Genomic DNA, 25784 nt, shown 5'->3' with positions numbered 1-25784 from the left:
GCTTTCCTGCAGGGCTGGCATCACGGTGGGGGCTGGAATGCTACGCGCGGAGGACCGGTATCTCGGAACGGCTTTTTAGGCGAGTACTTGGGGAGCTTGTCGAATCGGAGGTATTCAGCATCTGCCGTACAGAAGGTCGGGCTGGAAGTCGTCGGATTCGATATAGATGGTCTAACGTGATCGAGCTCAACGGATCGACCCCCGCTTTGAGTTCGGTCATTGACAGGGTGTTGCGGGCAAAAAGAACTATAGGTCCTTCATATCTTGAGCAGGTACAACAGAAGTCGAAGTTGGGGCGAGCGGGGTTAAAGGCAAGGCTGAGTCTCACTAATCGGTTGCTTTTAGTTGTTTTGCTTTGTCGTGCTAATAAGTTTGGAGTCGTCGAGGGGGTTGGTAGTGCGGAGTTAAGGAAGCTGACTGGGTTATCTGCGCATAGGCTAGAATCTCAACTGTTCAAGTTGAATGCCTTTGGCTTAATACGGTCAAAAATTCCGGGGTTTAGTGGGTCGGATTTCATTGGGTCTAAGAAAACTGTTTACTTGCTGAATCTCAATCACCCGGATATTGTATCGACTGGGAGCGGGTCTTCCGTTTTTGTTTTTGAATCCTGCACTGAATTTGGTGGAAAAAGTGCTGCGCAGCTGATTTTTGATTTGGCAGATGAGGGGGATTTTTCGAGTATTTTGGGTCTCGATAATTCAGCTGTCTTCTATGAAGGCTTCAATGATATTTCTTCTCTTTTCTCCGGCCTCTCTGAAGAGCGAAGAAAGGCGGTGTGTGGTATGCTTCAGTTTGTTGTTGAGAGATGCGCTTCACATTTTTTATCCCACTGCCTCGACAGGGTTGTTAATGGTGAAGTTGCATATGATGGTGAATTTTTGGCTCAGGTCGCAAGTTGGGTTAAAGATCGAAGTCCCTCACGATTTGCTAGAAAGTTTTCTGGGGTTTCTGTGCAGGTTTTAATTTGTAAGTTTTCTCAGGTTTTAGCTGGATCTGTTTATTCACGGTTGAAGCGTATTTCGCCGCGGTACTTAGGGGCGCATGAGTTTTTCCTTGTTTCTGCAGTGCCCCCTGAAGGTGCCCCAGGTTTAAGCGCGGTGCTTGCTATTGAAAAAGAGGATAGTGGGGGGCGCTGTTTTCGGGTGGCTGATCATTGGGGTTTTTTCGATGGCTGGACGGACTATATTTGTGAGTCTAGCATCCCGGCCGAGGTGCGCCACGAGGCAGGCTTGATGTCGACCTTCTCGAAGTATAAGCGCTATGCCGATTATTGAACGGTGCTTTTCTTCGGGCTGTGAGTAGGATTTTACATCCTCGCCAGATCTTCTGAATCCACGTTCAGAGGTCGCTCAGAATGAAATTTCTTCGGTTGAAATCAGTGATGGCACTCACCGGCCTAGCCCGCGCAACTATTTACCAGTACATCGCCGCGGGAACGTTTCCCAGAGCGGTTCCGCTTGGCGGGCGTTCGGTGGCTTGGCTTGAAAGCGAGATTTTAGAGTGGATGTCAGCGCGGGTGGCAGAGCGCGACGTAGCTGGTTGAGACGCATGGTTAGGGTCACATCCCAAGGGCTCTTGTGTTTAATACCTTTCCAGAATTCTATTTCTCCCGACTCCCACGGATCCGCTTTCAATCTTGTGCAGGGCTCAAGCGTTCGCCTAGCCAGGCTCTCCGGTATATATATTAGTACCACCCAAGATTTACCAGTACACATCCTGTCCACACCTATCAAGCCCTGAGAAGGAGCACACCGTCAGCGATGGTCCTTCAAGGACCAGAGCCAACCGTGGAGGTGCTTCTCGATAGATAAATTTATACACATCACACGTTGCTATGAACCAACCTAGGAGAGTGTTCATGAGCGACGACCACCACTACAAACGTAACCCCTTCAACACAAACCAGCGACTGGTATTCAGTAGCCCTTATCAAGGCCTACCCATCCAAGTAGCCCAAGGCCCAGCCGTGGAGGAGTACCTCGACAAGCTCCTCAGAACCATCATCACCGCTAGCCTTGCCACTCCACGTGTATTTGCCGTGCGCATAGACCTGAGGTACAGCAGGCGTGCGGATCTACCTCCTGAGGCGACCGCGAATTCTGTCATGGAGCGTTTCATAGCCAGCCTGCGTTACCGTCTCGACTCTAATTATGCTTGTGTGAAAGCACGAGACGGGAAGGCCAACAAGCACCACCTCAGATACGTCTGGGCTCGAGAGGTAGGCCAGGAGAGTGGCAGGCCCCATTACCACGTTCTGCTTTTGCTCAACGGTGATGCTTATCGGTCAGTGGGGGACTACACCAATCCAGATGCTGACTGCCTTTACAATCGCATCAGGGGCGCGTGGGCGAGCGCTATCGGGGTCGACTACCACAACGCTTCAGGCCTGGTCAGTCTTCCTCCCGGTCGTTCTTCATGGATGCTTCATCAGAGCGATGATCAAGCCCTGGAGGACGTGTTCTACGCAGCGAGTTACCTGTGCAAAGCGGCTACCAAGGAGTTTGGTTCGAGGGCACATGGCTTTAACGCCAGCAGACGGTAGGCGGAGACTGACGGTCCGGCGTAGGAGGGGCAAAACGGCCTGCTCCTTCGGCTGGAGCTTGCTGAAACCTTGCATCGCCCCGAACACTGCAGTCCCTTGAGTGAGAGCCTGATTCAGGTCTTCCAAGGCGAGCTCTGCATATGAGAAAACGCTTGAAATCACAAAGCAGCAGCTCGTAAGCTTTGGGCAGGTTGGATCGAAACCTGCTGCCCACCTTGGCGAACCCGAACGGGACGATTCTCTTCTTACTTTCATATCTTTGGGATTCCCTGTGTGGATCTCGGAAGTGGGCACCGGATCTCCGTAAGCAGAGGAGCCTCTCCATGCAATACATCTATTTGATCCCTCAGAAAGCCGTCTCTGTTCTGAAGCAACGAGCACGATGGACGAAGCGAGCGGAATGCATTCCTCACCACCAGGCACTTGAGCTCACGGCGAAAGCTGTTGGGTTTGACCACTGGCATCAAGTCGCAGCCGCTGCAGACCAGTGCAAACCGATTGAGGATGCATACTTTCGAGGTTTTCTCCTGGCGTTCGACCCATCAGGGCTACCTGACCTGGATGATGAAAGCTGTCCGCTCCAGTGGGAGCCGTATGCCTTCGATCTTTTGAAAGAGCGGCTGTTCGAGTGCTATGCCAGTCAAATCGATGAGGAAGACCCTGACGGTAGGCCTATTGCCGAAACGTTGAATCCGCTAGAGCTTCAAGAGTATTTTGATGCGGAGTGGAGCGGTATGTATTTTTGCCGGCTCAAGCAGCCAGCTGAAACAGCGACGCTCGAGCAGGTTATCGCTCTGGTACGCCGATATTGCTTCTGGTCCCCTCGGTTTATCTTCTTCAAAGGAAGCCTGGTGGAAACGCATTAGCAGCGTGCGGCGGCGGAAATCTATGACACCACCCTGAAAGGAACCAAGCCGTGTGGAAAAGACCACTTAAACAAGCATTCGGTATCGTAGATAAACGCTTTGCGGGGCATCCCTCAGACCAGGAACGGGCGCGCGAAGCACGCAAGTTTATAAATAGCGCTGGTGTGAGCTGGGAGGAGATTGAAGAGGAGGTCAACCGCTTCTGCAAGTTTGCACCGCTGAACACTTACAGTCCCAGCTCGCTGTAGCACGCAAGTTTTTCAAGTTCTGATGTAAACCAGTTCAGGTACCGCAATGCCTAGAGTGACGGCGTGATATATCGCTTCTGTTTGCTGGTTCTTGTAGCCGATAAATAATAAATCGCTTCCGGGGAGACTTAAGTCTCCCCGTTCTCAAACTCCTCCAATAGAAACAACGCCGCTGCCCCAGCCAGGTTCACACAAAAACCTGCCTCGCCGACGGTTGGCGGCGTACTGCTTGACGCAGCACCATGCGCATCGCCATGATTGTTTCGCATCTCACCTATGCCCCAAAGAATTGTGTTGAGACCATTAATGGTTTTCTCGATCGGTTTTCCTTCGACCTCGATTCTTAGAGAATCAATTGCCTGATTAAACAATTCTTTGTTGTTTTTAGAGGGCTTTCCGCCTCGTTGTTCAACGATCCATTTTAATGTGGTCTCAAGCAGGCTTCTGGCAGCAGTAATTGCGCCGCTGGGGTCTGTTATACGGCGATGGAGAGCTTTGTCCCATTTCTCCCGGATGTTGTAGCTTGGAATGCGATTTAGAATATCAAGGAACGCCTCATCGATTGGTGTCGGCTGGCCCGAAAGCTCAATTAGGGTTTGCTCGCCCAGATATGTTAGTCCACCGCTCACTAATATGCAGTCATAATGTCGCTGCCCGCTCATAGATTCCATGTGGGGAATAATTCTAGAGATATACCCTTGGCTATCGGCATAAACAATTGTTTTCGCTATGTCTTGGAATTTTTTAATATCGCCACCAGCGCTGCTGGGGTCAAACGATGTGGCACCATTTTTAATTTCTCGTAGAATCGCATGCAACAAATTTTCCATATCCTATTCTCAATGACAGTTCATAACTAAAAATAATAAATGCTGTGAGCGGAAATCCCACTATAGCACTTGGCTTGTCAAGCGATGGAGCTCAGTGGAGGGGCGCAGTCTCCCCGGTCGCAATCCAACCGTGATGAGGTTGGCGCGCATCCAGTCCGCGCAGATTGGGCCGATGGCTACAGTGATCCGGCCATGGATGAAGCGCTGTAGGAGACTACTATCCTGCGCCAGTTGGCTGGGCTGAGCCTGGAGCCTATTCCCGACGAAACCCGATCATCAACTTCCGTCGTCTGCTGGAAAAGCACGAACTGGCTGCTGGTATCCTGGCCGTAACCAATGGCTACCTGAGTGACCGAGGTTTGTCGCTGCGTCAGGGCGCTATCGTCGATGCCTAGCTGATTAGCAGCAGACGGGCGTCGGCCAGGAGCTACCGTTGTCTGACTCTGTGATTCGGTCTTACGGCGCCGCTCGTAAGGCCAAAGAGTTCTGCGTCTTAACTACTCGCTCACTATCACGGGGACAGGCTGATGGCGATCCCGTTAAGATGGTGATTCATTTGCCTCTAATGGCCGAGGTGCAGAGTGTGAGGAATTGGTATGGCTGATTTGTGGGAGCCGGTTAACGGCGTTTTTACAGCCACGGCACCGTTGTTTTCCTGGGTATCTAGCGTTCCAGGTGCTGCCGCTGGAGAATGGGGCAGTGCTTTAATTAGCGCAGGACTCGGTGCAGGCGTTGGTGCATGGATGGCCGGCCGTATAGCTAGGAGCTCCAAGTTGCGGGACGAGCTATTGGCTGAGCTTCGCAGCATCGATGTCGCAATAACACTCTGTGCATCGGTAATAGATGTAGCAGGTGCTCTTAAAGGGCAGCATGTTTTAGCGCTCCGTAGCAAGTACGAATCAGATCTGAAGAGATTCGCTCAGCACCAAGCTGCCGGAAGAGCAGCAGGACCGTTTACGCTACGCATTAATAACTTCAAACTCCAAGCTATAGCGCCGCCCATTTCTGAGCTACAGGGTATTGTTCTAAACGGCATGAGTATATCCCCAAATGGGGTAAGGTCAGTGATAGCCCTAGCGGACGCCGTTGAAAATCTCAACGGGATGCTTGAGTCATATAACGAGCTCTTAGGAGTGTTTAGGAATGGTGCATTGCCAGCAGGGTTTATGCCCGAGCATTACTATCTCGGACTGCCTGTGGGAGGGGTGGTTAACAATGAGTACGGCTCAACTGTCCAGGCGATAGCTATTTACACCGACGATGTCATTTTCTTTGCCTGTAAACTAGCCGAATGCCTCACGTCACAAGGGGTTAAAGTCAGTGAACGGTATAAGAAACTGTCTGGCGAGAAGCGTATAATTCGACGATTAAGCCTACTTGATGGCAAAGCAGGTTTGGTCCCTTCCGACTCTGGCTATGAAGACTGGATGAGGGGGTGGGAAGAAGATCTTAGCGATGTGGCTAATAAGCGCTGGTGGTGGCATGGCAAGCAGAAATGATAGGGTCATTGTCCTCCATTGTCGGCAAGCGGCGTCTAGCAGTAGTTTTACTATGTTAATTAGCCTAGCATTCCTGGGAGCAATATCGGTCTCTTCAGGCAAAAAAAAAGACCTCCGCTGGGAGGTCTTCCATACATTGCAGCGGTCGTCTCAGCGAGCATCACAAGCCATTGCGAACTGAATGATATCCCTCATCATCGTTTCAGGAGGCATTTCGTACGCCTCGTTCATTTGTTCGATGTCCGCCAGAGAGTATTTTGCTTCCAGTTTGGTGTAAACGCACCGACAGATAGGCTCCGGCGCACCACCTTGCATGCAGCCGGAGACAAATTTGCCACGCATGCGGTCGCTCTCATCAGAGCAGCCCAGCAACATCAGGATGCAGGCTGTGGTAGCGATAAATTTTGAGGTTGCAGGTTTAATCATTTGAGTACCAAAGCTGCGCCCAAAAATACTCCGCCAACCAGGCCTATGACTTGCGGCCCGATAGACCAAAAGACACGAATCCAGATCAGGCTAAGCATGCCACCCTGGGTGAATACGCCATCTGGCTGAGCGAAGCGGCGGAGCGCGTCGCCGAGTAGTGCGCCTGCTAGACCCAGCACCGAGCCGGCTGCCGCCGCGATGATCTTGGCGAAGGTGCTGGCGCCGAGGACCATGGCTGAGTTGTTGGATGTGACTGAGAATATGGCCAGGGCAACAGCCGCAATAGCCCAGCCGATGATTGCAGGGGAGATGGTTGGTGTCCGGGAGGCTGCAACGTCCTCCATGTCGTGATCATAAGGTTCTTGGTCCATGCTGATTCCTTTCTGTTTGATTGAGGGTTACCAGGTAGAGCGGCAGCTGTTTTCCGGCGCGCCCAGGGGGAGGAGTAGCTGTTTGAGGTTGGTGGTTGGGAGGTTGACTGTTTGCCCGTCAGCAGTGAGCTTCAGGTGGTTTGCATTACGCAGCGCCTTCCAGAACACATCGAATTGCGCTCTGCAGAAATTACATTCCGTGTAGAACGGGTTGGTGTAATTCTCTCCATCGACAATGACGTCGAATCCCAGGTCATAGCCCGAGTAGTACTCCTTACCCGCAATGGAAGCACTTGCTGAAAGTGACTGGGACTCATCGCCTGGGCAGGCGATAACCAGCCTGTTGTTATTGCCGTCATCGACGCTGTATTCGGTCACGCCCATTCCCCAGCCTTCGGTCCATTCATAGGTACCTGCTAACGCTGAGCTGGTAGCGATCAGGGCGGCTGTCAAAGCGGCCAGGTGTTTTCCTTTCATTTTTCCTCCTTGGGTTTTTCCTTGGTTGCACTTGGCGTGAAGTCGCCTAATTGGGTTGAGTGTCATCTTTGAAGGTCCTTCATGTCAACGGGTGGATACCCAACCATTCGAGATGAATAGGAGGGGCTATGTCCAAATCAACTACAGATGCCTGGTCGGCCCGTATTGGTCAGGCCATTGCTCGCCGCCGGGCAGCGGCGAACATGACCCAGGAGCAGCTGGCCGAAAAGCTCGATATTGGCAGTGAGGCGGTATCGCGTCTGGAACGGGGTGTGGCGAGCTTGTCAGTCGCCCGCCTGTTCCAGTTGTCGGAGCTGTTTGGCTGCGATACAGCGGATTTGCTGACCGAAGGCAGCGTGCGCACCGGCGACCAGGCCCGGGAGCTGGAGCAGTTGCTGAACGGGTTGAGTGGCGAAGACCGGGAGCTGGTCTTGCAGGTGGTAAAACAGTTAAGCGCTCGGCTGGCCCGCTGAGGCCAGCGTCTACGCCTCGGGAGGCGTGTCAGTCTCGACGGCGTCTTCCTGCCCACCTTCTTCTGCAAAGGCAATTACGCCACAGCTCAAACACAGTTGATCAAAGGGCCCCAGCCAGTTGCGCTGAATCAGCCCACTGAGTGCGTGCGCCTGCGCCTTGCACTGGTCCAGCTCCTTGCTGATGTCTGGCACCTGCTCTATAAGGCTTGCGAGTTGCGACCATGGTGGCGATGGTGCTGCTGTAGGTTGCTGGTGTAGCCGCAATACACAGTCGAGCACTGCAGCCGCTAACGTGACCGGGTACAGGTTGTCACGGTGCAAGACCGTGAATGCCCCGCATGCACTGCAGGGCGATACCGGAGTAGGGCACATAGGTACCTCCAGGGTGTTGGTTACGTGGTGAGTTAAATCAGGGCACGTTCAGCCAAGCTGACTGAATGGGTACCGCTGACTATCAGATGGTCCAGTAGGCGGATGTCGACCGTTTGCAGGGCTTGCTGGACGCGCTGGGTCAGCTTGATGTCCGCCTCGCTAGGCTCGGGGTTACCACTGGGATGGTTATGCGCCAGCACCACGGCGGCAGCGTTTTGCTGCAAAGCGAGTTTAACGATCTCTCGGGGATACACACTGGCACTGTCGATGGTCCCGTAGAACAGGCGCTCAAAGCGCTGCACGCCGTGTTGGCTATCCAGCAGAATCACCCCAAAGACCTCGCGCTCCTCGGCGCCCAGGTTCAGGCGCAGGTAGTCACGTACCAGCGCTGGGCTGGTCAGATAGTTGGAGCGGGCAAAGCGTGCTCGCAGGATGGCTTCAGCCCATGTCAGGATCTCCGCCTCGGACACCGGCAGTTCCTGACAGAGCAGGCCCGGTGTTTGCTCAGTTGTGGTCATGGTGTTGCCTCGGTGTTTGCTTGGGCTGCCGTTTGCGCCTTGTTGGCCAGGCGCTCCTGCAGGCTGGGTTGGGATGTAGATGCTGGCGCGGGAGTATCTGGATAGAACTCCTCCAGCACCTGACCAGACTCTTCGTCGGTGTCTTCGAAGGCACCGTTGGCGAGCCCATTGCGAGCTGCCTGGTCCAATGCCGCTTGGTCAAAGCCGGCCTCTCGACGGGCCTCATCAAGCGCTCTGGCATCGCGCAGGGCCTCTTCAACGCTCATGCCCTGGCGCAGCGTCAAGTCGACGTAGTAGATGGGCGTGCCATGGCTCTGGCGAGTGGATTTGCCACGCAGGCGTAGCTCCAGTGGCAGGCAGGCCAACCGATCACCAGACAGCGCCCGGAAGTACTCCAGCCGCGCCGACAATGTGCGGATGCTGTTGTAGCCAGTGGTGCGAAACACAAAGCTACCCAGGGCATCCTCATCGCCAATGCTGATGTTGAGTCGACCATAGGGTTTGCACTGGCCACCTTGGGCTAGCGGGCAGCCATCCGGTGAGGAGCAGGGCAGCGATTGAATGCCTTCTTGGGTACGACGCTTACACTGCTCGCCGTCACCCACGCACAGAGGTCGTCCAGACGCGCGATCAAACAACGCGTAGTGAGCCCGGAAGTTCAGCTGCGGGTCGTTGAACAGCAGCCGTACCGGAATGGAACGCAGCTTGTCGGTAGCGGACGTGCGTAGTTCTTTGTCCAGCGGATGCAACAGCCACTGACCGTCATATTGAACCTGAGAGGTGAGAGTGAACTGATCGTCTTTTTCCGGCAGACGTTTGCCGTTGCGCTCGACCACCTTGCCGATGGCAACGCGGCCCAACACGGGTGGGGTAATAGCGAGACCTTTGAGCATGACGTACTCCTTGGATCGATAAACAGGAAACGGAAAAAGCCCCGGGCTGCCGAAGCCGCCCGAGACAACAGGGGAGAGGACAGCGATAGAACGGGTTGCGCAGTAGAGAGGGTCAGCTGATCAGAAAGCGACGACTGCCTTCCTTGACCTTGCTGTAGCGGGTTTGCAGATAGGGTTTGTCTTTGAGGAGTTGATCGACGTCCAGCACGTTGCTGTCCTTGCTGCGTTTCCAGCTGATCTGGCCGCCAGCGAATATCGCTCGACTGGCGTCCCCCATGGCCTGTTGCAGTTGCTGTTTTAGCTCGGCTTCCCGCTTTTGTTGCTTGTTGATGGTCTGCTTGAGGGCCTTGAGCTCAACATACGCCACGCTGAGCGTGGGGTTGCCACTCAGATCAAGCGTGCGACCATTGTCCTTAGGGTAGAGGCAACGCAGTGCCTGATCTGCCGAATCGCTGCCATCAGCCGGTGGCGGCGTATCATCGACAACGTATTGCCAGAAGCGACGTTCCAGCTCTATCAGGTTCGCGATCATCGTTTCATCACGCTCAATACGATGAATCTCCAGATCCTGTCCACCGATCAACACGGCTACGTCGGCTGCCTGTTTACCGGTAACCGCCAGTTGATGCATCACCTGCAGTTGCACATACTCAGGCACGCCGTCACGCCACAAGCGGGCACCATTGATGCCGGCTGTTTTGCACTCCAGGATCTGGACCTCGGATGAACCGACGACCTCCCGGTCCAGGTTTGCCATCATCCAGTGCAGCTGAGGATCGGGATGCTGCAGCACTGCATTCACCTTGCGTACCTTGAGGCCTGTGCGCTTGGTGTACTGCGATGCAACGATAGGCTCAAGGATGCTGCCCCAGAAGGTGGGCGTGGTATCGTCCTGAGGATCGATTTGCGGCATGCCCGCATCTCGCTCGGTCTTTTCCAGCCACAGGGCCAACTGCGATTTATAGGGATTCAGGCCTACAGCTGCAGCGGCATCTGAGCTGCCGATACCACCGCGGCGCACAGCTAGCCACTGCTCCCGGTCCAGCTGGGTGGTACTGACCAGGCGCAGGGCAGTGCCTTTGCGTGGCGTTGAATAATTCCGTTTTTCCGATTTCATGTAGGGTTCTCCAGTAAGCCAAAACACCGCGCCCAGACGCACAAAAGCCCGGTCAGCGATGCTGGCCGGACCTATGGCGAACGGGAGAGGTAGTTAGTCAGTTGAGGAAGGTGATCAGCGTGCGGCATTGCCCTCAGGCAACCAGTTGCAGGGCATGATCCAGGGCTTTTTGTTTGAGCACCGCACCTTGACCAAACCAGGCGGAGTCCAGTCGGTGGTCAGTACTGCGGGCGCGTTTCTTGTGGTCTACAAACTCAGTGACGGCGTTGAGCAGCCCCCACGCGGTGTTCTGCGCGGATGCCAACTGAGCCCCTCGACCTTGGCCCAGATACAGGTCCTGCACCTTTTGCAGGGCGCGATGCTGTGGCAGTTGGGTCAGGTCAGTCAGGTCTGCATCGGTACTGCAGATCACCTGCAGGAAGTAACGCAGCGCTTCGGCTGGTTTTACCTTGCGCTCAGACAGCGTTTTCATGCGGTACATGAACTCGCTCCATTGCGAGACCGATACGCCAAGCTGCTGTTTAACGCGGGAGGCATTGAACTCGGTGCTGTGCGGAACCCGGATCGCCTGAGTTGCGCCATCGACCGCAATGGCCAGGGTGTTATTGCAGACCACGCGCACTGTGGTGGGCGTTGCCATGGTGGCTAGTGTTCCGTCACAGGAGGTGGCCAACAGCAGGTAGCCGTTTACCTCGTCACGGCCTTTGAGCTGGCTGCTTTGGCCGGTGCGGGCCAGCGCCCAGAACTTCTTGCCGCCCTTGAGTACCCCGGCTGTTTCCAGCTCAAAGCCTGCGTACTCGGTCAGGTCGCGATAGAACTCCAACACTTCCATCGGCTGCACGACCTTGTAGCGCTGGGAGACAACAGAGAGCGGCGCTTTGGTGTCTGAGCGGAACAGGACCTTCTGCTCCGGGAATGAATGGATACTGCCTAGGTGGGCGTTATTGCCGGATACAAAGCGCACCGGCGATTCTTCGATGTGCCAGTTCATGCCGGCTTCGCGCTGCCAGACTTCCAGCGGCTGATGCGTTGAAAGCTGGCTACCCAGACCATGCCAGGGTGTTGCGCCAACGTAAGCCATGTTTTCGATTTGATGTGCCATAGGGGTTTCCTGAGTATTGAGTAGCGGCATAAACCCCGCGCCAGCAGGCGCTGGGGCAGGGTGGCCGTTGAAGTAGGGGAAAGAGAGGTAAAGCGGGTAACGAGAGAAACAAGAACGCTGGAGAAACGACGCGTACGGACCGACTTCTGCCGGTGTTAAAAGTGCTTGCCGCACTGGGTACAGCGATAACGACAGAGCAGTTCCTGGTCGACCACCTCACCAAGCTTGAGCCCGGCAACGCAGCCAATCAGACCGCCTGATATCGCGCCCAGCACTGCGCCAGATGCTGTTGCGGTGGGGCCAGCAAAGCGCATGACGGTAGCACCAATGCGTGCGCCCTCAAGAGCGCCGGCAGTAGCGCCAGACGCGCCGCTAAAGGCGCCCGCAACGGTACCAATGGTGCCGCCGGCGCGTTTGCCGTAGTGACAATGCTGGATCTGGTCAGAATGACAGGCAGGACAGGTTGGAATCATGGATATCACCTCTGAAACGCCGGTTGAGCCTGCCGGCGGGGTTTGCTCAGGTAGGTGATATAGGTCTGAAAATGTTTTGAATCGAATGTCTGTGATGCGCCAATGCGTGATCGGCGTGAAAGAGTCTTTAGACCCGCTTGCCTCGTCATGGCGTTGGCGGCGGGAGTAGCGGAAACGGCATAGCAGTTGCTCATCGAGCACCCTGCCTAAGCACAGCCCTGCGATGCAACCAGCATAATGCACCGGTGATAGCGTCAAGCACCGTGCCTGCAGCAGCGCTGGATGCAGAACTGGCTGCAGCACCGGTAAAAGTGCCAACTACGGTACCAATGGTGGCGCCAACACGTTTGCCGTAATGGCAATACACTACGAGGAAGGAGAAACCGCTTGATAAAAAATGCCGGCGCTGACAGCTTTTGTCTCAATCGCTGGTAGATCTGTTGGTCAGTCGAGTTGTACCCAGTGGCGCCTTGGCCTGCCGATAGTTTAGGCTCAGACTAGGGGGTTCAGGCTGATATGAGCGATAAGGGATGACAGAAAAGGGAGAGCGTTGCCGGCAGCATTACCAGTCGGTATATGAACGGAGTCATCCAGAGATCAACAAGGGCCGAGCTCTTGATGAATGCCTACATCACTTCCTTGATCAGCGCCCCGCGGGTAAGAACTTGTCAGCTCTCGAGCGTGCGCAAGGCTTAGCACGGGTGTCGTTTTGGCTTGATCAGGATGCGCTTGCCCAATCCGAACTCGCCAGCCTGGCCCTTAGTCGCGTGCTGCATTTTGATAATGCAATCAGTATCGAGATCCTGTTGCACCTCGCCAGCCGTAACCCTGAGGTGCTTAGATGGGCCATTCGCTATTCAAAGCTGTTCATGCGTGTAACTTCGCCCCTCTGGCTGGCGCTTCGGGCTGGGCTTGCGGGGAATGAGTGGGAAGTGTTTTTTGCTGTCTGCGACCGTTTGCTGGTTCAGCTCAAGCCCTTTGACGAGCTGATCGCCAGCGCTGAAAAACAGCTTGAACGGTTGTCCCTATTGGAGCTGTTTTCTTATCTCAGCGTGCTGGCTTATGAGGGCATTACCGACGACTCGCACGCCGATAGATCCGGTAAGCACTGGCAGGTTTACAACCGCATTATTCTAAGGAAACTCCAGACTTGCTCGGAAGGTGACTTTCGCCTGACTGAGTCTCGGCTCGCCCGGTCGCTGAAGCGCCACTTGTCACCGATCCTTTTCCCTGAGTCGTCCAGCGCAGATGGAGCCAGGTGCCGTGAAAACCTTGAATGGCTGGCTGTTCTTACTGCCGCAACCCAAGAGCGAATCGACTACGAGGGTTCCATTGATTGGTTCTGCTTCGATCAGGAATGTTGTTATCAGTTAAAGCCAGGCGAGCCGGTTATCTATAACAAGTCAAGTGCTGGAACAGAGCGATGGAAGCGAACGGAGCGTAAAGGCGATCTGCTTTGGCACTATTGGATGAACCGTGCTGTTCAGGCCTTCATTGAATCCGGTATGGCCGAGCAAACTATCGGTTCGCCCGAGAATCATGAGCTGAATCAGTTGGCGTATATCAAGGCTATGCGCAGCGAGCTGCAATTGCAGCAGATTTATGGCTTGACTGACCGGATTGCTCTCGGTGATGGCATCCAGGTTCGGCTTCATCAGGTGTTGCTGGCGAGCGAGCTGACCTCGGTTTTCTTTACGGGGCATTTCATCCAGCCGTTCCAACATTATTTCCAAGAACATGGCGTGCTTGCTCATGCACTTGGTCGCTTGGCTATGGACGGCTTATTGTCGGGAGAGAACAGGTTCCCCATGACCTGGTCCGAAGAGGAAGAAAAGATCGGTAGGATTAAAGGCTGGACGGTTAGCGAAGACTGTCCGCGAGGCAGTGCTGAGTCTGCTAAAGCCATTCTCAAGTTCTGGACCAGCGACCTCAAAGCACTAGGGCAGCAACTCAAGCAGCAGCCCGGCATGCCAGCACCACGCCTGCACGAGCAACCCTTTTACAAGATCGGTCGATACAGCTTTCAGTTTCCTTGGGTGGTTGCTCAGCAAAATAACCTGACGGCAGCCATCAATAACCTGCGGCGCGTGAATGCACGCAGAGCTGATGTACAGGAAGAAACCCAGCGAGTAGAGCTGGTGCTGGCAGAGAGCCTTCGGCAAAGAGGCTTTGCTGTGAAAGTGGGCTATCGGCCACTGGTGACTGCAGAGGATGATGCCGGTGAAGTGGATCTGATCTGTCACAGGGATGGCGTTGTGCTGCTCCTAGAGGTCAAGTCAGGCTACATACGCTCGACCAGGCATGAGGTGTGGTTGCATCGCACCAACACGTTGCGCAAGGCTGCTTGGCAGCTACGACGCAAACAGGTCGCCGTGCTCAACGCGCTGATTGACGATCAGGAGTTGCGGGCCAAGCTGGGCTATCACAGTCATAAACCTGGGGCGGATATGCGCTCTTGGATTATTGACACTTCCATTGAATTCGATGGGCAGTCGGTTGATGGGTTTAGGGTGGTATCGCGTGAAGCACTGGAAATCATTCTGCGTGATGAAAAACAGCTCCTCAGACCCTTAGATCAGCTTGACGAGGGGTATGTGGGTTCGTTGTTTCCTGATGGGTTTACTGCTCGCTGGCTTGTCAGCGTTGTTGAGTCAGATGAGCTTTGGCGCGGCATTTGCTGAATATGTCGTCACAAAAGTGAACCGCCCCGGGTTGCCTGGAGATCATTTCGTTTTAGCCAAGCCTGCATGAAACCGATGCAATTCACTGCGGTGGGCTGATTACCTTCGTGCTCTTTTTGCAGGCGTGCGACACGTTTTGTCGCCAAGGCGGGAGATGATTTAGCGACTTTTTCTATTTGTGAGAGACCAATGAAACCTGAGCCTTTCACCGTTGGCTGCGATAACTACCCGGAAGGAGTAGCTTTGTTGCTGTATTCGGACACCATCAATCAGAGAGGAGATTGGGCGACTGGTGTACTTCCGCCTGAAAATAGTCGGCCCTACGATCTAGAGTTTGTTCTCGCTGCGCCTGCAGATTATCTGCCTGAGGTGAGGAGTAGCTTAACTCTGTTTGTGGATCACCAAGATCCAGAGCGGGCTCTTCCTGAGCGGTGCTTCCAGCTGCTTGCGCCATCCGGAATTCCGAAGGGAGCATTCGACGTATGGGCTGAGAAGGCAATGGAGTCGATGATCGATATCGTGCGCTTCACTGGCCCCGTTTGTGCCGATTTCGCTGATATCGTTTCCGCGTTGAATGCAGGTGGTGGTCGGGCAGTCACTGCTGCGTGGGTCGATTGTGAGTGCACGGAGCAGGAATTGCTTTCAAAACTTCGGCAACTCCGATTACGTCCATTGCTGTGTCACGTGATTGGTGGTCCGGAGGTGATTCCCATGTCCAGGTTTACTCGTATTTGGGATGCACTTGAGACCGCGTTTCCTGGTGCAGAGAAGGCCGTTTTGGGGTACGGGGTCCACCCAAACAAGAGGACGACGCTTTTTTTCTTGGGCGTGCCCATTTGATCAGAGTAAGTAGCGTTGGAAAGCTGTTTACGGTGCTGGTCGGCGCTTCTGTTTTTACTCGTTTTGACTGAAAAGGAAATGCATTGATGATGTCGACACATAGCCCTTCTGGGCAAGATGTAGTCAGCCAACTGCTTGCTGCGTGGGTTGAGTCTGTGTTGCGCTACGACAAAATTATGGAGGGTGACGCTGGAGAAGGGGGTGACTGTTGCTGGTGGTATAACGAGCGCACAAACGTCAGTGTTCTCGCCGGCGCTGCCTGGACCAAGGGTTGGGTTGCGCTGGAGGAATATTCAACTTTGAAGCGGGCAGGTGCACCTATATCGGTCGTTGACGCTGAAGAGGGTTCTGACGCTAGAGGTAGGGTAGATTTGTACGTGTCCACGCCTCATGAAGACTATGCGTTTGAGGCAAAGCAGGTCTGGCTCCGTTTAGATCCTGGTTTTGAGACTGCTGGCTGTAGCGGGAAAGTTACGGAGGGTATGAATGCAGCGCGCCAAGACGCACTGAAGCTGGTTGGCGAAGCTGATGTCCATTATGCTGTCACTTTCGTCATTCCCTTTATATCCACGGCAGTTTTGGACGAAGCCGCAAAGGCTGATTTCAACGGCAGGCTATCTCAATGGCTATCGGGATTATCTACGTGTCCTTCATCGGCTAGTTGTGCTCCGGGACATGGGCCAGTGCAAATGGCTTATGTGTTCCCGCGGATGGAGGAGCGTTGTTATGTCAATGCTGCGGGATATTACTATCCGGGCGTTTTGATTTTTCTAGAGGAAGTTGGGGGGGGAGGTTCCTGCTGAGTTGTGGATGCCAGAAGTGTGAAGTTCCTGCGTCTGTTCTTACTTTGAAATGATGCTCCCGGCTCCTCATAGATTGCCGTTATGAAGCGCAGCAGTTGTAGCCGCGACAAAAGCTGTCGGTTGATAATCGGACTCTACCTGAGCTGCCAGCACTCAGGTCCGTCAAGCGAACTGCCACCAAGTCTTTAAGCAGTGGGTGCAGGCCAACGAGGCTGTAGAAAAACCCATTCCGGGCTCACTCCAGCCATCTCCTTGTTTATCTTTCAACCCAAACTCGTCTGGGCCGTACTGTATTCAAACACGCTGGCGTGATCTGGTATCCGCCAAACAAGCCTTGCAAGGCTTTCTACAGCCACCTCTGAAGCGTCGTCAGCCGCATTGCCCGTAATTCGCCAGCTTCTCCAGATTGTGGACTAGGCAATACAACTGCCATTGACCTTGAACCTTTCTGCGGCCGCGCAAGCTGAAGCGGCTCAACCGCTTGTTGGTGCCGATGTTCCCAAACACCGGCTCCACCACCGACATCCTGTGGCTGTAAATCGCTTTGCCCTCGGGGCTGTCCACTCGGTGCTTCATCCAGTCGGTATAGCTCGGTGGCCGGTTCGCCTCCAATCGAAACGAAACCTGCCTCCCCGCGCCCTTGCGGTGCTCTGCAGACTGCGGGTTGTGCATACAGGCGTTGCGCTTGGGGCAGGTTCGGCATTGCAGCAAGCGTCCTTCAAAATAGGCTACCGGTACACCAGCGTCGTTTGTCCGCACGCCACGGTGGCTGAGTTGTTGGCCAACCGGGCAGCGGCAGGTCATGTGTATAGGATCAAAATCAAAGGCACTGGCCGGGAATGTCGGACTGCGCGTCACGCCTGCGGGCTTCTGGTGGCGCTTGCCGTACTTGTCTTTTTGCAGGGCAAAGCGCGGGTCACGACTACGAAAGCGGTTGTCCGGTATATAGCCGTTGATCTGTCTGGTATGCAGGTATTGCATGTTGGCTTCGTTGGCAAAGCCGGTATCGGCGGTGACTACCACGCCGTGCTGATAGATAGCATCGGCAATCTTCAGTCGGGCATAACGCTGCTCCAAGGTTTCCAGCATGGGTTTGAGGGTATGGTGCTCCTGCCCTTCGCCGAAGGCTTGGGCCTCAATGATGATCTGGTGCTTGCGATCCACCATGGCGACGCCGTTGTAGCCTTGCAGCGTGCCCTTGCTGGTAGTCATCTTGGCGCTGTCGTTATCGGTGATATTGCTCTTCACTTCCTTGCGGCGCTTACCCTGGCCCATCCTTGGACTCTGGGTCTTTAAAAACCGATCTACCTTTTCCATCGCTTGATCCAGCGAGAGGATCATCTTGCCGTGGCGGATGGCTCGCTCCATCTCCACCTCTGTCTCCGCCGCATCATGCTGGCGGTGTTCGTTCAGATGGTGACGGATCAGCTTGCGCAGTTTGCCGCGCTTGGCCTTGAGCTCCTTGAAGGTACCCGACCACTCCTTGGCAGCATTGGAGGACATCTTGCAACCGTCGATAGCAAACAGCTCGTTACCCAACAAACCCTGCTGATGACACACCAGCAACACCTGCTCGAACACCGCTTCGATCGCCGTGGCGTTCTCGCTGACAAAGCTGGCCAGGGTGGTGAAATGCGGAACCGTATCGCAGGACAGCGCCTTGAATAGAATGTTGGTCTCGCAGCACCACTGGATCTGGCGGCTAGAGGTAATGCCCTTGGAATAGGCGAACAGAATAATCTTGAGCAAGATGGCCGGGTCATAGGCTAACCGGCCTGTGGCATCGTTGCTGTAACGGGGATGGAAGACCGAAAGGTCCAGCTTGTGTTCAATCAGATAATGAACGGCGTACTCGAACGTGCCGGGCTGAAGCTGCTCCTGGTAGTTGATCACCACCATGCTGTGCTGGCTGTAGTCGTAGGGCTTGAAGCGCGGCATGCAACACTCCTTGTTGATCTGACGCCAGACTACCAAATCAGGGGTTTTTCTACAGCCTCAACGCTGGCCTCAGCGGCAATTTCAGAATCAATGCCGAGCTGATTCGTGTCTTCCGCATTACCCAAAACGAGGGGCTGACTTTGATGAGTGCCAAGATCCGTCGGACCTTTGGTTGTCTTCAGGGACGCCCAGATGCGTTTCTCCCTTGTATCTATCTCGCGGAGTATGGCTTGTCTGGGCGGAGCTTTCGTGGCTGCGCGTCGGGGATACGGGCTGGCCTGTTCGCATTGGGAGCACTGACTGGTGGAGACCGCCCCGGCGTGGCCTCACGTGTAGGGTTGTTGCTGCCGTTGCAGTACTGTCGGGATGAGACTGTGCGTCGAGCGCTTGAGGCCATTCCTGCAGCGGTGAGATCGAATGAAGGGTTGTCGGCGCGTCGGGTTGCCGTGCAGCAGCTTCTTGATCTGGCGTTTGGTGGCGATCTGCTGCTGCTTGACGGTCACGATCCCGATGAGTTCTTTGCCATGCAGTTACGGCCTGGTCTGATTCCGCGGCTGGCAAAATCATTTTCATACGTCGTGGATGTACTTGATGATCTGGCCGGCGCCATTGAGCTGCGTGCTGTCGCGCCGTTTGGCTGGCGCAGCTATGGCGAGTTGGTGGAGTGGTTCAATGGTGTTGATCCCGTTTCCGGCACAGTCGATCCTGCTCGTTGGAAGTCGCTGACGCCATTCTTTGTGTCTGGCAACACTGGGCATATAGGGCTACGCGATGCAGCTCACAACGGAGCTCGGCTGTTTCGACCATGCGAAGATCTGCCTCGCTGGTTTCGCTTGCGACCTGATATCACCGATGCACCAGTGGGTGTGCTGTTCGAAATGGGCCAATACGGTTGGGCAAGGTTGCATATGTCGTTGGCTGATTGCAGCGCGGTGATGGATCTGTCCAACGTGTTTGATCCATTTGATGATCTGGTGGCCTGGGGGCGGGAAATCGACGAGGGTGACCTTCCTGTCATGATTGAGGTCGATGAGGAAGGATCGACGGCTGTGCTGGCTGTGCTTCCTACCGAGGATCCAAAGCGTGTTTTGCTACGGGTCAAGCGGCGCTATCCCGATGAGCTGTTGCTGGAAGGGATTGTGGCTCGGTCAGAACTGGCGGGTACCTTCAAGGCTGAACTGCGGCGCTTCTTTGCTCAGGAGTTTGATCCGGGGCACTGGGATGATGAGGAGGGATGCCTTCCGACCAAGGCGCGCTTGCAGCAATCCCGATGGTTCGCTGCGCTTACTGCGGACGGGGTGTAAGGCTAAATTGCCCCTGTCAGCGGCTGGTTCAGTCCTTTACCACCGGATAACACGCATCGCCCCACAAGGTGTTCGGGTTATCGAGCATGATCTCGATCACCAGCGGTACCAGTTGACCGAGGATGGCGACGCAGTCGCGCAGCTGTTCGCGATTGACCTTCCCGTTCCAAGTGGCGCCGCCGTGGATCAATTGGTTGCGTAGCGTGTAGAGTCGGCTAAACACCACGGCCAGGACGGTAGCGGTGTCGCGGGAGCCGAGGGCGGTTTTGGCGCGTTGCTTGCCTGCGGTGAAGCGCTGTTGCCATTCTTCGTGGCTGAGTTTACCGTTCTGGTAATCCCAAAAACTTTGAAACACAAACGGGTTGTCGAGCAGCACCCGGATGTTGCCGGGGAATGCTTGCCATACCAGCTTCTCCAGCGTGTTCTGCTGATCCAGTTCGCATAGCTTGTTGAGGAAGGCCTTGAAGGTTTCCTGTTCGCTCAGGCGCAGGCGTTCATCGATTTCTGTGGCGTAGGCAGCGTTGAAAGCGATCCAGAGGAAAATGAATTGGCCGTCGAGATCCTCGGCTTGCTCGGCGCGATTGAGCCAGCTGAGTGAGCGGTGAGTGCGCAGGGCAAGGTTCTCGTTGTGGGTGTGGCGTTCGGCGCGTTGGCGTTGCTTGAGGCGTTCGTAACTCATGACGTCACCTCCTGCTGTACAGGCTGGTAACCGTTTTTTCTGGCCTGCGACAAGATCTTCTCCGCCTGTTCCGCCTGATGATCTCGCCACTCAGCCGGTTGCACTACGTGAAAGCCGGCACCGAAGCCGTGAATCCACCAGAGGGTTTGCTGGTCGTTCGGTACTGTTGCGCGTAACTCAATCCAGCCATCTGCGTCGGGTTCAGACAATGTTTGATCATCGCTTACCGGTGTTTCCCTCAGCTTCCAGGCAACGTGGTTGTTCAGCTGGGCAACAAGCACCACCGGGTCTGTTGTGACTGGCAAGCCAAAGCTGCCTTCGGTGATGTAATCCTGCACGTTGAAGTCCGGATGTGGCCGGTAAGCTTCGCTGCTGTGTTTTACTGCTTGAAAGCGATGCAGCGCCAACTGACGGATGTCATCGTGCTGGTTGATGGTGGCAAGGACATAGCTGATCTGCCCGCGCGTCACCAGTCCTTGCGGGTGGACTGTGAAGTGCTGGAGATCCTGCTTGTAGCGGCTGAGGTAGTCCACCTCAATGGCTTGCTGATTGAGCAAGGCATCCGACACAGCGTCCCAAATGCCTGCTTTGACTTCTGGTGCAATCAGCGACTTGCCTTCAGGAATGCTGGAAACGCGCTTGCTCCAATGGGAGAGCCCATTTGCATGCAGACTCTCAAGGTGCTGGCGTGCGCGTTCAAAGCGGTAGCTGATGTGACTGAGTGCGGAGGGCGGCAGCTTGTCTGCCAATCCTTGCTCTGCCATGACCAGCACCAGAGCCTCGACCGTATCCATCGCTGGCAGGTCACTGGCGTAGCTGGCAACGTAAGACCAGCGATAGGGCTTTTCGGATTTGTCGCAGGTAAGCGGAAACCAGGTCGAGAGCCGTTCAAGGTCGCGCTGCAAGGAGCGTGGCGTCAGGGTGAACCCTTCTTCGCTGAGCTTTTCATGCAGGGTAGTGGTCGCGCGCTTGGCGGGGTGCCGGGGGATCATGCGCAGCAGGGCGAGGTGGCGCATCAACGTATCGTGCTGGCTCATGGCAAGTCCTTGTGTCTAGTGGCAGCGACATGAATCGTCGCATGTCGAATCTAGGATGTCACTCAGCAATGACCATGGAGTGACTGAATGAACGCAACCCTGACCAGCCCTCACACGCTTTCTACCGCACAACGCCAGGAACTGCTGCTGCGCTATTTGCAGCGCGATGTATGCGGCCATCCGCGTATTGCTCTTGAAGGCGGTGACGAAGGCGAAATCAGCGTGACACAAGCTTCTGTGTGTGGGCGTGAACGGCGATGGTCGATGCCTGCGCCAATGTCACCTCAGGCAGAGCGTGTGCTTGGCTGCCTGTTGGCAGGGGCGGCCGGTGACGCTTTGGGCGCCAGGGTCGAGTTCCTGTCCTGGGACGAGATTCGTCGGGGTTTCGGTAACTGGGGTATTCGCTCAATGGCGCCGATCTATGGCCGACGCGGTGCGGTAACCGACGACACCCAGATGATGCTGTTCACCGCTGAGGGGCTGTTGCGGGCTTTTGTACGTCAGCGTGAAACGGGTAGCTGTCACGTACCGGCGGTCATTCACCACGCGTTGCAGCGCTGGTTGCTCACGCAAGGCGTTGAGCCTGCATTGAGCCCCTGCCGGGATGGCTGGTTGATCGAGGAGGTTGCGCTATGGTCACGCCGAGCGCCGGGCAATACCTGCTTGTCTGCGCTGATGGATAGCCGGGTGTTTGGTGAGCCGGCGGTGAACGACAGCAAGGGCTGTGGTGGCGTCATGCGCGTTGCGCCCTGTGCCTTTTTGTTCGACCCATTCGCGGTCGCGTGTGAGTCGGCTCGGCTGACCCATGGCCACCCAACCGGCTACCTGGCGGCTGGTTTGTTTGCTGACATTCTGAATCGCTTGTGGCGTCAGTCATTGCCGTTGGCCGAAGTGGTGGTGATCGCCCTGCAGGCTCACGGTGGCAAAGCAGGAATGCAGGAAACCCGCAGGCTTGTGGAATATGTGCTGCGGTTGCACCAGCAGGGCGTGCGGCCCAACCCGGAACGTATCGCCGAACTGGGCGGAGGCTGGGTTGCAGACGAAGCACTCGCCATCGGTCTCTGGTGCGCGCTGGCGGCGGAAAGCTTGGAGGACGGCATCATCATGGCCGTAAACCACAGTGGTGACAGTGACAGCACTGGCATGATTGCCGGTAATCTGCTCGGTTTGATCTATGGCCCACAGGCTATTCCTGAGCGCTGGCTGGAGGAGCTGGAGTTGCGTGATGTGATTACGCAGGTGGCTCTGGACCTGGTCGACATTCCGGCGACGTATGAGACAGGTGGCGAGGCGGAGCTGCGTCGGCGTTATCCGGGCTGGTGAATTGCTGGAGCATTGGGCCTGCGAGAGCTTCAGACCCACTAGAGCATGACTGCTTTTGAGCTTAGCTGCGTTTATTTAGATTCGTTTCATACGGATGCCCCGGTTTCATCCGGGCTGACATGCCATCGTCAGCGACCATCAACCAGGCGCAGGGTAGGGTGGGTGCACATTCGCCGGCTCCAATGATGCAGCCGTGGTTCCATCTGCTCTCGCCTTTCACTTTGCGCTCTATCTGAAATCCCATCTCCTCCCACTCTCTGACCATAAGCCCCATGCTCAGCGGATCCATGGCGCCAAGCCGAAACAGCTGGTCGTCATGCCTTGCAGGGCCGCCGGTTTCACCGATGTAGTCCGTCCTGCACTGCTGCCAGCCACCTGGGTATTTCCGTTCGATCACGGAGATTGGAACGATGAAGTTCAGAAATTCGAGATCTATCGCCATTGAGCATTGGCTCCTTGTTGTCTGCGTGGATGTCAGTATCCACTCCTATGCGACAGAGTCTGTCGCTCAGACTGTCATGCTGTCCAAATGAGCCACTCGGCAGATGCCCGGAAGGACCGCATACCATGACCGTAGAAGAAACCGAGTTTGATCCAGACTTCGAATCCTTGCGTCTTGGGATGCTGCTCCGGCAGTTCCCCGAGCATGCGGATGGCAGTTGCGAGGTTCGCTTTGCTGCCGATGATGAGGCCCGCCTGAGCCATGCGTCCTGGTCCACTGATGTCACCTGGTACGTGCTAGCCAACGACTCAGGATTCAAGGTGTATCTGATGGAACTGCTGGACATCCTCATTCGGTATCGTGCGCAGTGCGGTCAATCTCGATGGAAAAACGGTATCGTGAGCATAAGCCAAGGCGCCATAAGCGTTGACTGGCTGGTCGATGACGAATCTGAAAATGGATAGAGGACGTAACGAATGGATGCATTGAAACAGGAATACGTACGCATTCTGCAGGGGCTGCAGATTGACCAGTTCAACCTGGCCGAAGACAAGTACTCGGGTGTGTTTTTGCCTGATCCGTTTGAGGAGTATTGGGCAGCTGAGACGAAAGTCATGCTGGTCGGCCGTGAGACGGCAGGTTGGAACACCAATACGTCTCCGCCAAGAAATACCATCAAGCGGGCTGCGGGACTCGGTGGCGTCGCGGTATCGGAGGTTGTAGATGAGTCCCTCGGGCGCTATAGGAGTCATTTCAAGTTGAAAGGCGACAAGGTCGTCGAGACGTCCAGAAGCCGTTTTATGCAGTACTACTTCCGGCTGGCCAGGGAGCTTGACCTACACCCGAGAGCACTGATCTACGCGAACCTGTTTGCCTGGGACTATGACAAGAAGAGCCCAAGAAATCGCCCAGCTACCGAGTTCGATGAGATCGTATCAGCGTCACAGCAACTGCTTGCTGCGCAGATACGCCGTTTCAAACCGAATTTCATTGTATTCGCTTCAGGCATCAAAGGCGCCGATGAGGCCATTCGGAGCCTGTTTATTGATCACTTCGGCGGGTACCAAACCGCTAAAGAAAAGCTGGTGCCGGGCAAGCTCTGGGAGTTTGAAGCGGCCGGTGCCACCTGCTACCGCATAGCGCATCCGCGCGCGGAGTATGGACATGCAGAGTTCAGAGATCAGGTCATCGAGCGCATCAAGACCGGCGTTGCTTCGAGAGCGTTAGCGTAAGCGCCGTCGCGCCATGAGCCTCATCGGGCTTTGTTCTTGGTAGGAGGAATTGCGGTATGAGCATTCTGATCAAGTACATCTTTAACGCCAGCATCCTGATGCTGCAGCTGGCGACCATGGGCTACGGACTCTGGCTGGGTTTGACGGAGTCCTGGGGCATGGGGTTGTTCATGTTTGGGGTTGCGTTGCTGCTCGGTGCTGCGGCCTTTTCTGTGCCTGAACTACCTGATCCACCATCGGAGGCGTGATGACCGCTCAGATCGGTGATCTGCTTTTCTATCAGGGCGAACGGCTGACCATGTGTGATGCACCGCTTGGCACCTACTTTCGTTTGGGCGGCGCCTATCCTGAGTTTGAACCTAGCTCCACGGCGCTCATGCGTGGTTATGTTGCCACCTGGGAGCTATTGGAAGACCGGCTGTACTTGATCGCGATCCAGGGTTGGCTGAGTGATGGGGCGGACGCGTCGTTGGAATCGGTCTTCCCGGGCTATCCGGAACGGGTATTCGCGCACTGGTACTCCGGCCGCATCAGGGTCCCGCGTGGCAGGCTGCTGAAGTACGTTCACGCGGGTTACGCAAGTGTCTACGAGCGCGATGTGCTGCTGGATTTTGAGCGGGGTGTGCTTGTTGCGTCGGCGGAGAAGCACAACGGCGTATCGGACAACCCGGATGCCCCCGAGGGATATGGTGTCGGGGCGCTGACGGTGTTTTCGAGGCCGGGCACGCAGCAGGAGACGGACGATTGACCTATCTCTACCTGTATCTCGGCATTGGTCTGCTGGTCGGCATTGGCTTCAGCATCAATGGCGCGCGAGCCTACGCAACAAACCCGCCAATAACCGAGGTGGTAGCGCAGGCCCTTGACCCGGACTGGCAGCCACCCAAGCGGCGCTGGTTACCACTGATTCTGATCAGTAGTGTGATTTGGCCGGTGCTGCTTCTGCTTCCTCTGCTGGAGCGACCGTTTGAACCAGAAGCGCCCAAACCCGAGTTCGCTGTAGCCGGGGACCATTTACTGGAGTCGCTTACAGTGGATGAAATCGAAGCCCGAGAGCGGGTTGTAGACCCGCTTGGCGCGGTGCCCGACCTGCCATTCGGACACCTGAATACGGCCTGGCAGGACTTTCTAGCCGAGTGCGAAGAGGGCGTCGAGTTCAGGCGGTTTGCGGCTGATTGGGATGCAGGTTGGTGCAAGGAGCGGCGCGAAGGCTACGTCGAGATGGTTGACGGCCAGCCGGGGCGTTTCTTCATGACGGTCTGCAAGACGCTGCCAGAGGAGTAACCAGCAGCTTCTTC

The 25784-nt window shown here is 55.5% G+C and carries 30 protein-coding genes and 1 pseudogene; 17 read left to right on the top strand and 14 right to left on the bottom strand.

Translation table 11 applies throughout. The features are described from left to right. Nucleotides 1-176: 176 nt before the first annotated feature. From HV822_RS01380 to HV822_RS01365, 4 genes are all read left to right on the top strand, one after another. The gene (locus tag HV822_RS01380) at nucleotides 177-1274 is read left to right on the top strand and encodes a hypothetical protein (RefSeq protein WP_238871887.1); all 1098 of its coding nucleotides are present in this window, start codon (nucleotides 177-179) and stop codon (nucleotides 1272-1274) included. Nucleotides 1275-1354: 80 nt separating this feature from the next. Beyond that, on the top strand, nucleotides 1355-1543 hold the full coding sequence (locus HV822_RS01375; RefSeq protein WP_238871886.1) for a helix-turn-helix transcriptional regulator: 189 nt from the start codon (nucleotides 1355-1357) through the stop codon (nucleotides 1541-1543). Nucleotides 1544-1858: 315 nt separating this feature from the next. Further along, nucleotides 1859-2542: an inovirus Gp2 family protein gene (locus HV822_RS01370; protein ID WP_238871885.1), complete on the top strand. Its 684-nt coding sequence runs from the start codon at nucleotides 1859-1861 to the stop codon at nucleotides 2540-2542. Nucleotides 2543-2865: 323 nt separating this feature from the next. After that, on the top strand, nucleotides 2866-3408 hold the full coding sequence (locus HV822_RS01365; RefSeq protein WP_238871884.1) for a P-loop NTPase family protein: 543 nt from the start codon (nucleotides 2866-2868) through the stop codon (nucleotides 3406-3408). Nucleotides 3409-3784: 376 nt separating this feature from the next. Here the strand turns inward: HV822_RS01365 and HV822_RS01360 are convergent, their stop codons facing one another. Further along, entirely contained in the window at nucleotides 3785-4486 is a 702-nt protein-coding gene (locus HV822_RS01360; protein ID WP_238871883.1) for an abortive infection family protein, read from the bottom strand. 174 nt (nucleotides 4487-4660) lie between these two features. Here HV822_RS01360 and HV822_RS01355 point away from each other — a divergent pair. Both HV822_RS01355 and HV822_RS01350 read left to right on the top strand, forming a co-directional pair. Next, nucleotides 4661-4878, top strand: a pseudogene (locus HV822_RS01355) (transposase); the annotation flags it as partial. Between the two features lie 204 nt (nucleotides 4879-5082). Beyond that, nucleotides 5083-5985, top strand: coding sequence for a hypothetical protein (locus tag HV822_RS01350; RefSeq protein WP_238871882.1), 903 nt, complete (start codon nucleotides 5083-5085; stop codon nucleotides 5983-5985). A 150-nt stretch (nucleotides 5986-6135) separates the two neighbouring features. On the opposite strand, the gene HV822_RS01345 is transcribed toward HV822_RS01350, so the two are convergent. Genes HV822_RS01345 through HV822_RS01335 form a run of 3 tightly spaced genes read right to left on the bottom strand, consistent with a single transcriptional unit; the run spans nucleotide 6136 to nucleotide 7259 of the window. Then, nucleotides 6136-6411: a hypothetical protein gene (locus tag HV822_RS01345; RefSeq protein WP_238871881.1), complete on the bottom strand. Its 276-nt coding sequence runs from the start codon at nucleotides 6409-6411 to the stop codon at nucleotides 6136-6138. Next, nucleotides 6408-6782 (bottom strand): hypothetical protein, encoded by a 375-nt coding sequence (locus tag HV822_RS01340; RefSeq protein WP_238871880.1) that lies wholly within the window; start codon nucleotides 6780-6782, stop codon nucleotides 6408-6410. The genes HV822_RS01345 and HV822_RS01340 overlap by 4 nt, the downstream gene beginning before the upstream one ends. A gap of 27 nt (nucleotides 6783-6809) precedes the next feature. Next, nucleotides 6810-7259 (bottom strand): hypothetical protein, encoded by a 450-nt coding sequence (locus HV822_RS01335; RefSeq protein ID WP_238871879.1) that lies wholly within the window; start codon nucleotides 7257-7259, stop codon nucleotides 6810-6812. Nucleotides 7260-7387: 128 nt separating this feature from the next. Between HV822_RS01335 and HV822_RS01330 the strand changes: the two genes are divergently transcribed. Further along, complete coding sequence (locus HV822_RS01330; RefSeq protein WP_238871878.1) at nucleotides 7388-7732, top strand: helix-turn-helix domain-containing protein; 345 nt, start codon at nucleotides 7388-7390, stop codon at nucleotides 7730-7732. A 9-nt stretch (nucleotides 7733-7741) separates the two neighbouring features. Here the strand turns inward: HV822_RS01330 and HV822_RS01325 are convergent, their stop codons facing one another. The 6 genes from HV822_RS01325 to HV822_RS01300 all read right to left on the bottom strand — a co-directional run bounded on the left by HV822_RS01325 (nucleotide 7742) and on the right by HV822_RS01300 (nucleotide 12207). Next, nucleotides 7742-7924: a hypothetical protein gene (locus HV822_RS01325; protein ID WP_238871877.1), complete on the bottom strand. Its 183-nt coding sequence runs from the start codon at nucleotides 7922-7924 to the stop codon at nucleotides 7742-7744. Nucleotides 7925-8136: 212 nt separating this feature from the next. Next, entirely contained in the window at nucleotides 8137-8622 is a 486-nt protein-coding gene (locus tag HV822_RS01320) for a JAB domain-containing protein (RefSeq protein ID WP_318035912.1), read from the bottom strand. Then, nucleotides 8619-9515, bottom strand: a complete 897-nt coding sequence (locus tag HV822_RS01315; RefSeq protein ID WP_238871876.1) for a recombination directionality factor — start codon at nucleotides 9513-9515, stop codon at nucleotides 8619-8621. The genes HV822_RS01320 and HV822_RS01315 overlap by 4 nt, the downstream gene beginning before the upstream one ends. Nucleotides 9516-9627: 112 nt before the next feature. Then, a complete protein-coding gene (locus HV822_RS01310) occupies nucleotides 9628-10632 on the bottom strand; it encodes a YqaJ viral recombinase family nuclease (RefSeq protein WP_238871875.1) in 1005 nt (334 codons plus the stop codon). Between the two features lie 133 nt (nucleotides 10633-10765). Beyond that, complete coding sequence (locus tag HV822_RS01305) at nucleotides 10766-11734, bottom strand: DUF932 domain-containing protein (protein WP_238871874.1); 969 nt, start codon at nucleotides 11732-11734, stop codon at nucleotides 10766-10768. Nucleotides 11735-11889: 155 nt separating this feature from the next. Then, the gene (locus tag HV822_RS01300) at nucleotides 11890-12207 is read right to left on the bottom strand and encodes a complement resistance protein TraT (protein ID WP_238871873.1); all 318 of its coding nucleotides are present in this window, start codon (nucleotides 12205-12207) and stop codon (nucleotides 11890-11892) included. A 530-nt stretch (nucleotides 12208-12737) separates the two neighbouring features. On the opposite strand from HV822_RS01300, the gene HV822_RS01295 reads away from it, so the two are divergent. The 3 genes from HV822_RS01295 (at nucleotide 12738) to HV822_RS01285 (ending at nucleotide 16531) form a co-directional block, all read left to right on the top strand. After that, nucleotides 12738-14888, top strand: a complete 2151-nt coding sequence (locus tag HV822_RS01295; protein ID WP_238871872.1) for an NERD domain-containing protein — start codon at nucleotides 12738-12740, stop codon at nucleotides 14886-14888. Between the two features lie 189 nt (nucleotides 14889-15077). Beyond that, nucleotides 15078-15728 (top strand): hypothetical protein, encoded by a 651-nt coding sequence (locus HV822_RS01290; protein WP_238871871.1) that lies wholly within the window; start codon nucleotides 15078-15080, stop codon nucleotides 15726-15728. A gap of 86 nt (nucleotides 15729-15814) precedes the next feature. After that, nucleotides 15815-16531, top strand: a complete 717-nt coding sequence (locus HV822_RS01285; RefSeq protein WP_238871870.1) for a hypothetical protein — start codon at nucleotides 15815-15817, stop codon at nucleotides 16529-16531. Nucleotides 16532-16900: 369 nt separating this feature from the next. Here HV822_RS01285 and HV822_RS01280 read toward each other — a convergent pair whose 3' ends face one another. Beyond that, nucleotides 16901-18469: a transposase gene (locus HV822_RS01280; RefSeq protein ID WP_238871869.1), complete on the bottom strand. Its 1569-nt coding sequence runs from the start codon at nucleotides 18467-18469 to the stop codon at nucleotides 16901-16903. A gap of 320 nt (nucleotides 18470-18789) precedes the next feature. On the opposite strand from HV822_RS01280, the gene HV822_RS01275 reads away from it, so the two are divergent. Further along, the gene (locus HV822_RS01275; RefSeq protein ID WP_238871868.1) at nucleotides 18790-19773 is read left to right on the top strand and encodes a hypothetical protein; all 984 of its coding nucleotides are present in this window, start codon (nucleotides 18790-18792) and stop codon (nucleotides 19771-19773) included. A 28-nt stretch (nucleotides 19774-19801) separates the two neighbouring features. Here the strand turns inward: HV822_RS01275 and HV822_RS01270 are convergent, their stop codons facing one another. Together HV822_RS01270 and HV822_RS01265 are read right to left on the bottom strand one after the other, a co-directional pair. Then, nucleotides 19802-20452: a HEPN domain-containing protein gene (locus tag HV822_RS01270; protein WP_238871867.1), complete on the bottom strand. Its 651-nt coding sequence runs from the start codon at nucleotides 20450-20452 to the stop codon at nucleotides 19802-19804. Continuing rightward, nucleotides 20449-21489, bottom strand: coding sequence for a helix-turn-helix transcriptional regulator (locus HV822_RS01265; RefSeq protein ID WP_238871866.1), 1041 nt, complete (start codon nucleotides 21487-21489; stop codon nucleotides 20449-20451). The genes HV822_RS01270 and HV822_RS01265 overlap by 4 nt, the downstream gene beginning before the upstream one ends. Before the next feature lie 87 nt (nucleotides 21490-21576). On the opposite strand from HV822_RS01265, the gene HV822_RS01260 reads away from it, so the two are divergent. Then, nucleotides 21577-22812, top strand: coding sequence for an ADP-ribosylglycohydrolase family protein (locus HV822_RS01260; RefSeq protein ID WP_238871865.1), 1236 nt, complete (start codon nucleotides 21577-21579; stop codon nucleotides 22810-22812). 61 nt (nucleotides 22813-22873) lie between these two features. Here HV822_RS01260 and HV822_RS01255 read toward each other — a convergent pair whose 3' ends face one another. Further along, nucleotides 22874-23254, bottom strand: coding sequence for a hypothetical protein (locus HV822_RS01255; RefSeq protein ID WP_238871864.1), 381 nt, complete (start codon nucleotides 23252-23254; stop codon nucleotides 22874-22876). Between the two features lie 125 nt (nucleotides 23255-23379). Between HV822_RS01255 and HV822_RS01250 the strand changes: the two genes are divergently transcribed. Genes HV822_RS01250 through HV822_RS01230 form a run of 5 tightly spaced genes read left to right on the top strand, consistent with a single transcriptional unit; the run spans nucleotide 23380 to nucleotide 25770 of the window. Continuing rightward, entirely contained in the window at nucleotides 23380-23718 is a 339-nt protein-coding gene (locus HV822_RS01250; RefSeq protein ID WP_238871863.1) for a hypothetical protein, read from the top strand. Nucleotides 23719-23730: 12 nt separating this feature from the next. Next, nucleotides 23731-24486 (top strand): hypothetical protein, encoded by a 756-nt coding sequence (locus tag HV822_RS01245; RefSeq protein WP_238871862.1) that lies wholly within the window; start codon nucleotides 23731-23733, stop codon nucleotides 24484-24486. A gap of 56 nt (nucleotides 24487-24542) precedes the next feature. Continuing rightward, nucleotides 24543-24734 carry a hypothetical protein gene (locus tag HV822_RS01240; RefSeq protein WP_228246455.1) on the top strand — a complete coding sequence of 64 codons (192 nt, stop codon included), beginning with the start codon at nucleotides 24543-24545 and terminating at the stop codon, nucleotides 24732-24734. Beyond that, nucleotides 24734-25234, top strand: coding sequence for a hypothetical protein (locus tag HV822_RS01235; protein ID WP_238871861.1), 501 nt, complete (start codon nucleotides 24734-24736; stop codon nucleotides 25232-25234). The genes HV822_RS01240 and HV822_RS01235 overlap by 1 nt, the downstream gene beginning before the upstream one ends. Beyond that, a complete protein-coding gene (locus tag HV822_RS01230) occupies nucleotides 25231-25770 on the top strand; it encodes a hypothetical protein (protein ID WP_238871860.1) in 540 nt (179 codons plus the stop codon). The genes HV822_RS01235 and HV822_RS01230 overlap by 4 nt, the downstream gene beginning before the upstream one ends. The last annotated feature ends 14 nt before the right edge of the window (nucleotides 25771-25784 follow it).

Origin of the sequence: Halopseudomonas maritima (assembly GCF_021545785.1) — a bacterium.
Taxonomy (GTDB): domain Bacteria; phylum Pseudomonadota; class Gammaproteobacteria; order Pseudomonadales; family Pseudomonadaceae; genus Halopseudomonas; species Halopseudomonas maritima.
The sequence above is the reverse complement of the archived record's forward strand: the minus strand, read 5'-3'. Positions and strand labels throughout refer to the sequence as shown.

Excerpts from the sequence above, each read along its gene's own strand:
- HV822_RS01375 (WP_238871886.1), top strand. The coding sequence starts at position 1,355 with ATGAAATTTCTTCGGTTGAAATCAGTGATGGCACTCACCGGCCTAGCC.
- HV822_RS01370 (WP_238871885.1), top strand. The coding sequence starts at position 1,859 with ATGAGCGACGACCACCACTACAAACGTAACCCCTTCAACACAAACCAG.
- HV822_RS01365 (WP_238871884.1), top strand. The coding sequence starts at position 2,866 with ATGCAATACATCTATTTGATCCCTCAGAAAGCCGTCTCTGTTCTGAAG.
- HV822_RS01360 (WP_238871883.1), bottom strand. The coding sequence starts at position 4,486 with ATGGAAAATTTGTTGCATGCGATTCTACGAGAAATTAAAAATGGTGCC.
- HV822_RS01350 (WP_238871882.1), top strand. The coding sequence starts at position 5,083 with ATGGCTGATTTGTGGGAGCCGGTTAACGGCGTTTTTACAGCCACGGCA.
- HV822_RS01345 (WP_238871881.1), bottom strand. The coding sequence starts at position 6,411 with ATGATTAAACCTGCAACCTCAAAATTTATCGCTACCACAGCCTGCATC.
- HV822_RS01340 (WP_238871880.1), bottom strand. The coding sequence starts at position 6,782 with ATGGACCAAGAACCTTATGATCACGACATGGAGGACGTTGCAGCCTCC.
- HV822_RS01335 (WP_238871879.1), bottom strand. The coding sequence starts at position 7,259 with ATGAAAGGAAAACACCTGGCCGCTTTGACAGCCGCCCTGATCGCTACC.
- HV822_RS01330 (WP_238871878.1), top strand. The coding sequence starts at position 7,388 with ATGTCCAAATCAACTACAGATGCCTGGTCGGCCCGTATTGGTCAGGCC.
- HV822_RS01320 (WP_318035912.1), bottom strand. The coding sequence starts at position 8,622 with ATGACCACAACTGAGCAAACACCGGGCCTGCTCTGTCAGGAACTGCCG.
- HV822_RS01315 (WP_238871876.1), bottom strand. The coding sequence starts at position 9,515 with ATGCTCAAAGGTCTCGCTATTACCCCACCCGTGTTGGGCCGCGTTGCC.
- HV822_RS01310 (WP_238871875.1), bottom strand. The coding sequence starts at position 10,632 with ATGAAATCGGAAAAACGGAATTATTCAACGCCACGCAAAGGCACTGCC.
- HV822_RS01305 (WP_238871874.1), bottom strand. The coding sequence starts at position 11,734 with ATGGCACATCAAATCGAAAACATGGCTTACGTTGGCGCAACACCCTGG.
- HV822_RS01300 (WP_238871873.1), bottom strand. The coding sequence starts at position 12,207 with ATGATTCCAACCTGTCCTGCCTGTCATTCTGACCAGATCCAGCATTGT.
- HV822_RS01295 (WP_238871872.1), top strand. The coding sequence starts at position 12,738 with ATGACAGAAAAGGGAGAGCGTTGCCGGCAGCATTACCAGTCGGTATAT.
- HV822_RS01290 (WP_238871871.1), top strand. The coding sequence starts at position 15,078 with ATGAAACCTGAGCCTTTCACCGTTGGCTGCGATAACTACCCGGAAGGA.
- HV822_RS01285 (WP_238871870.1), top strand. The coding sequence starts at position 15,815 with ATGATGTCGACACATAGCCCTTCTGGGCAAGATGTAGTCAGCCAACTG.
- HV822_RS01280 (WP_238871869.1), bottom strand. The coding sequence starts at position 18,469 with ATGCCGCGCTTCAAGCCCTACGACTACAGCCAGCACAGCATGGTGGTG.
- HV822_RS01270 (WP_238871867.1), bottom strand. The coding sequence starts at position 20,452 with ATGAGTTACGAACGCCTCAAGCAACGCCAACGCGCCGAACGCCACACC.
- HV822_RS01265 (WP_238871866.1), bottom strand. The coding sequence starts at position 21,489 with ATGAGCCAGCACGATACGTTGATGCGCCACCTCGCCCTGCTGCGCATG.
- HV822_RS01260 (WP_238871865.1), top strand. The coding sequence starts at position 21,577 with ATGAACGCAACCCTGACCAGCCCTCACACGCTTTCTACCGCACAACGC.
- HV822_RS01255 (WP_238871864.1), bottom strand. The coding sequence starts at position 23,254 with ATGGCGATAGATCTCGAATTTCTGAACTTCATCGTTCCAATCTCCGTG.
- HV822_RS01250 (WP_238871863.1), top strand. The coding sequence starts at position 23,380 with ATGACCGTAGAAGAAACCGAGTTTGATCCAGACTTCGAATCCTTGCGT.
- HV822_RS01245 (WP_238871862.1), top strand. The coding sequence starts at position 23,731 with ATGGATGCATTGAAACAGGAATACGTACGCATTCTGCAGGGGCTGCAG.
- HV822_RS01240 (WP_228246455.1), top strand. The coding sequence starts at position 24,543 with ATGAGCATTCTGATCAAGTACATCTTTAACGCCAGCATCCTGATGCTG.
- HV822_RS01235 (WP_238871861.1), top strand. The coding sequence starts at position 24,734 with ATGACCGCTCAGATCGGTGATCTGCTTTTCTATCAGGGCGAACGGCTG.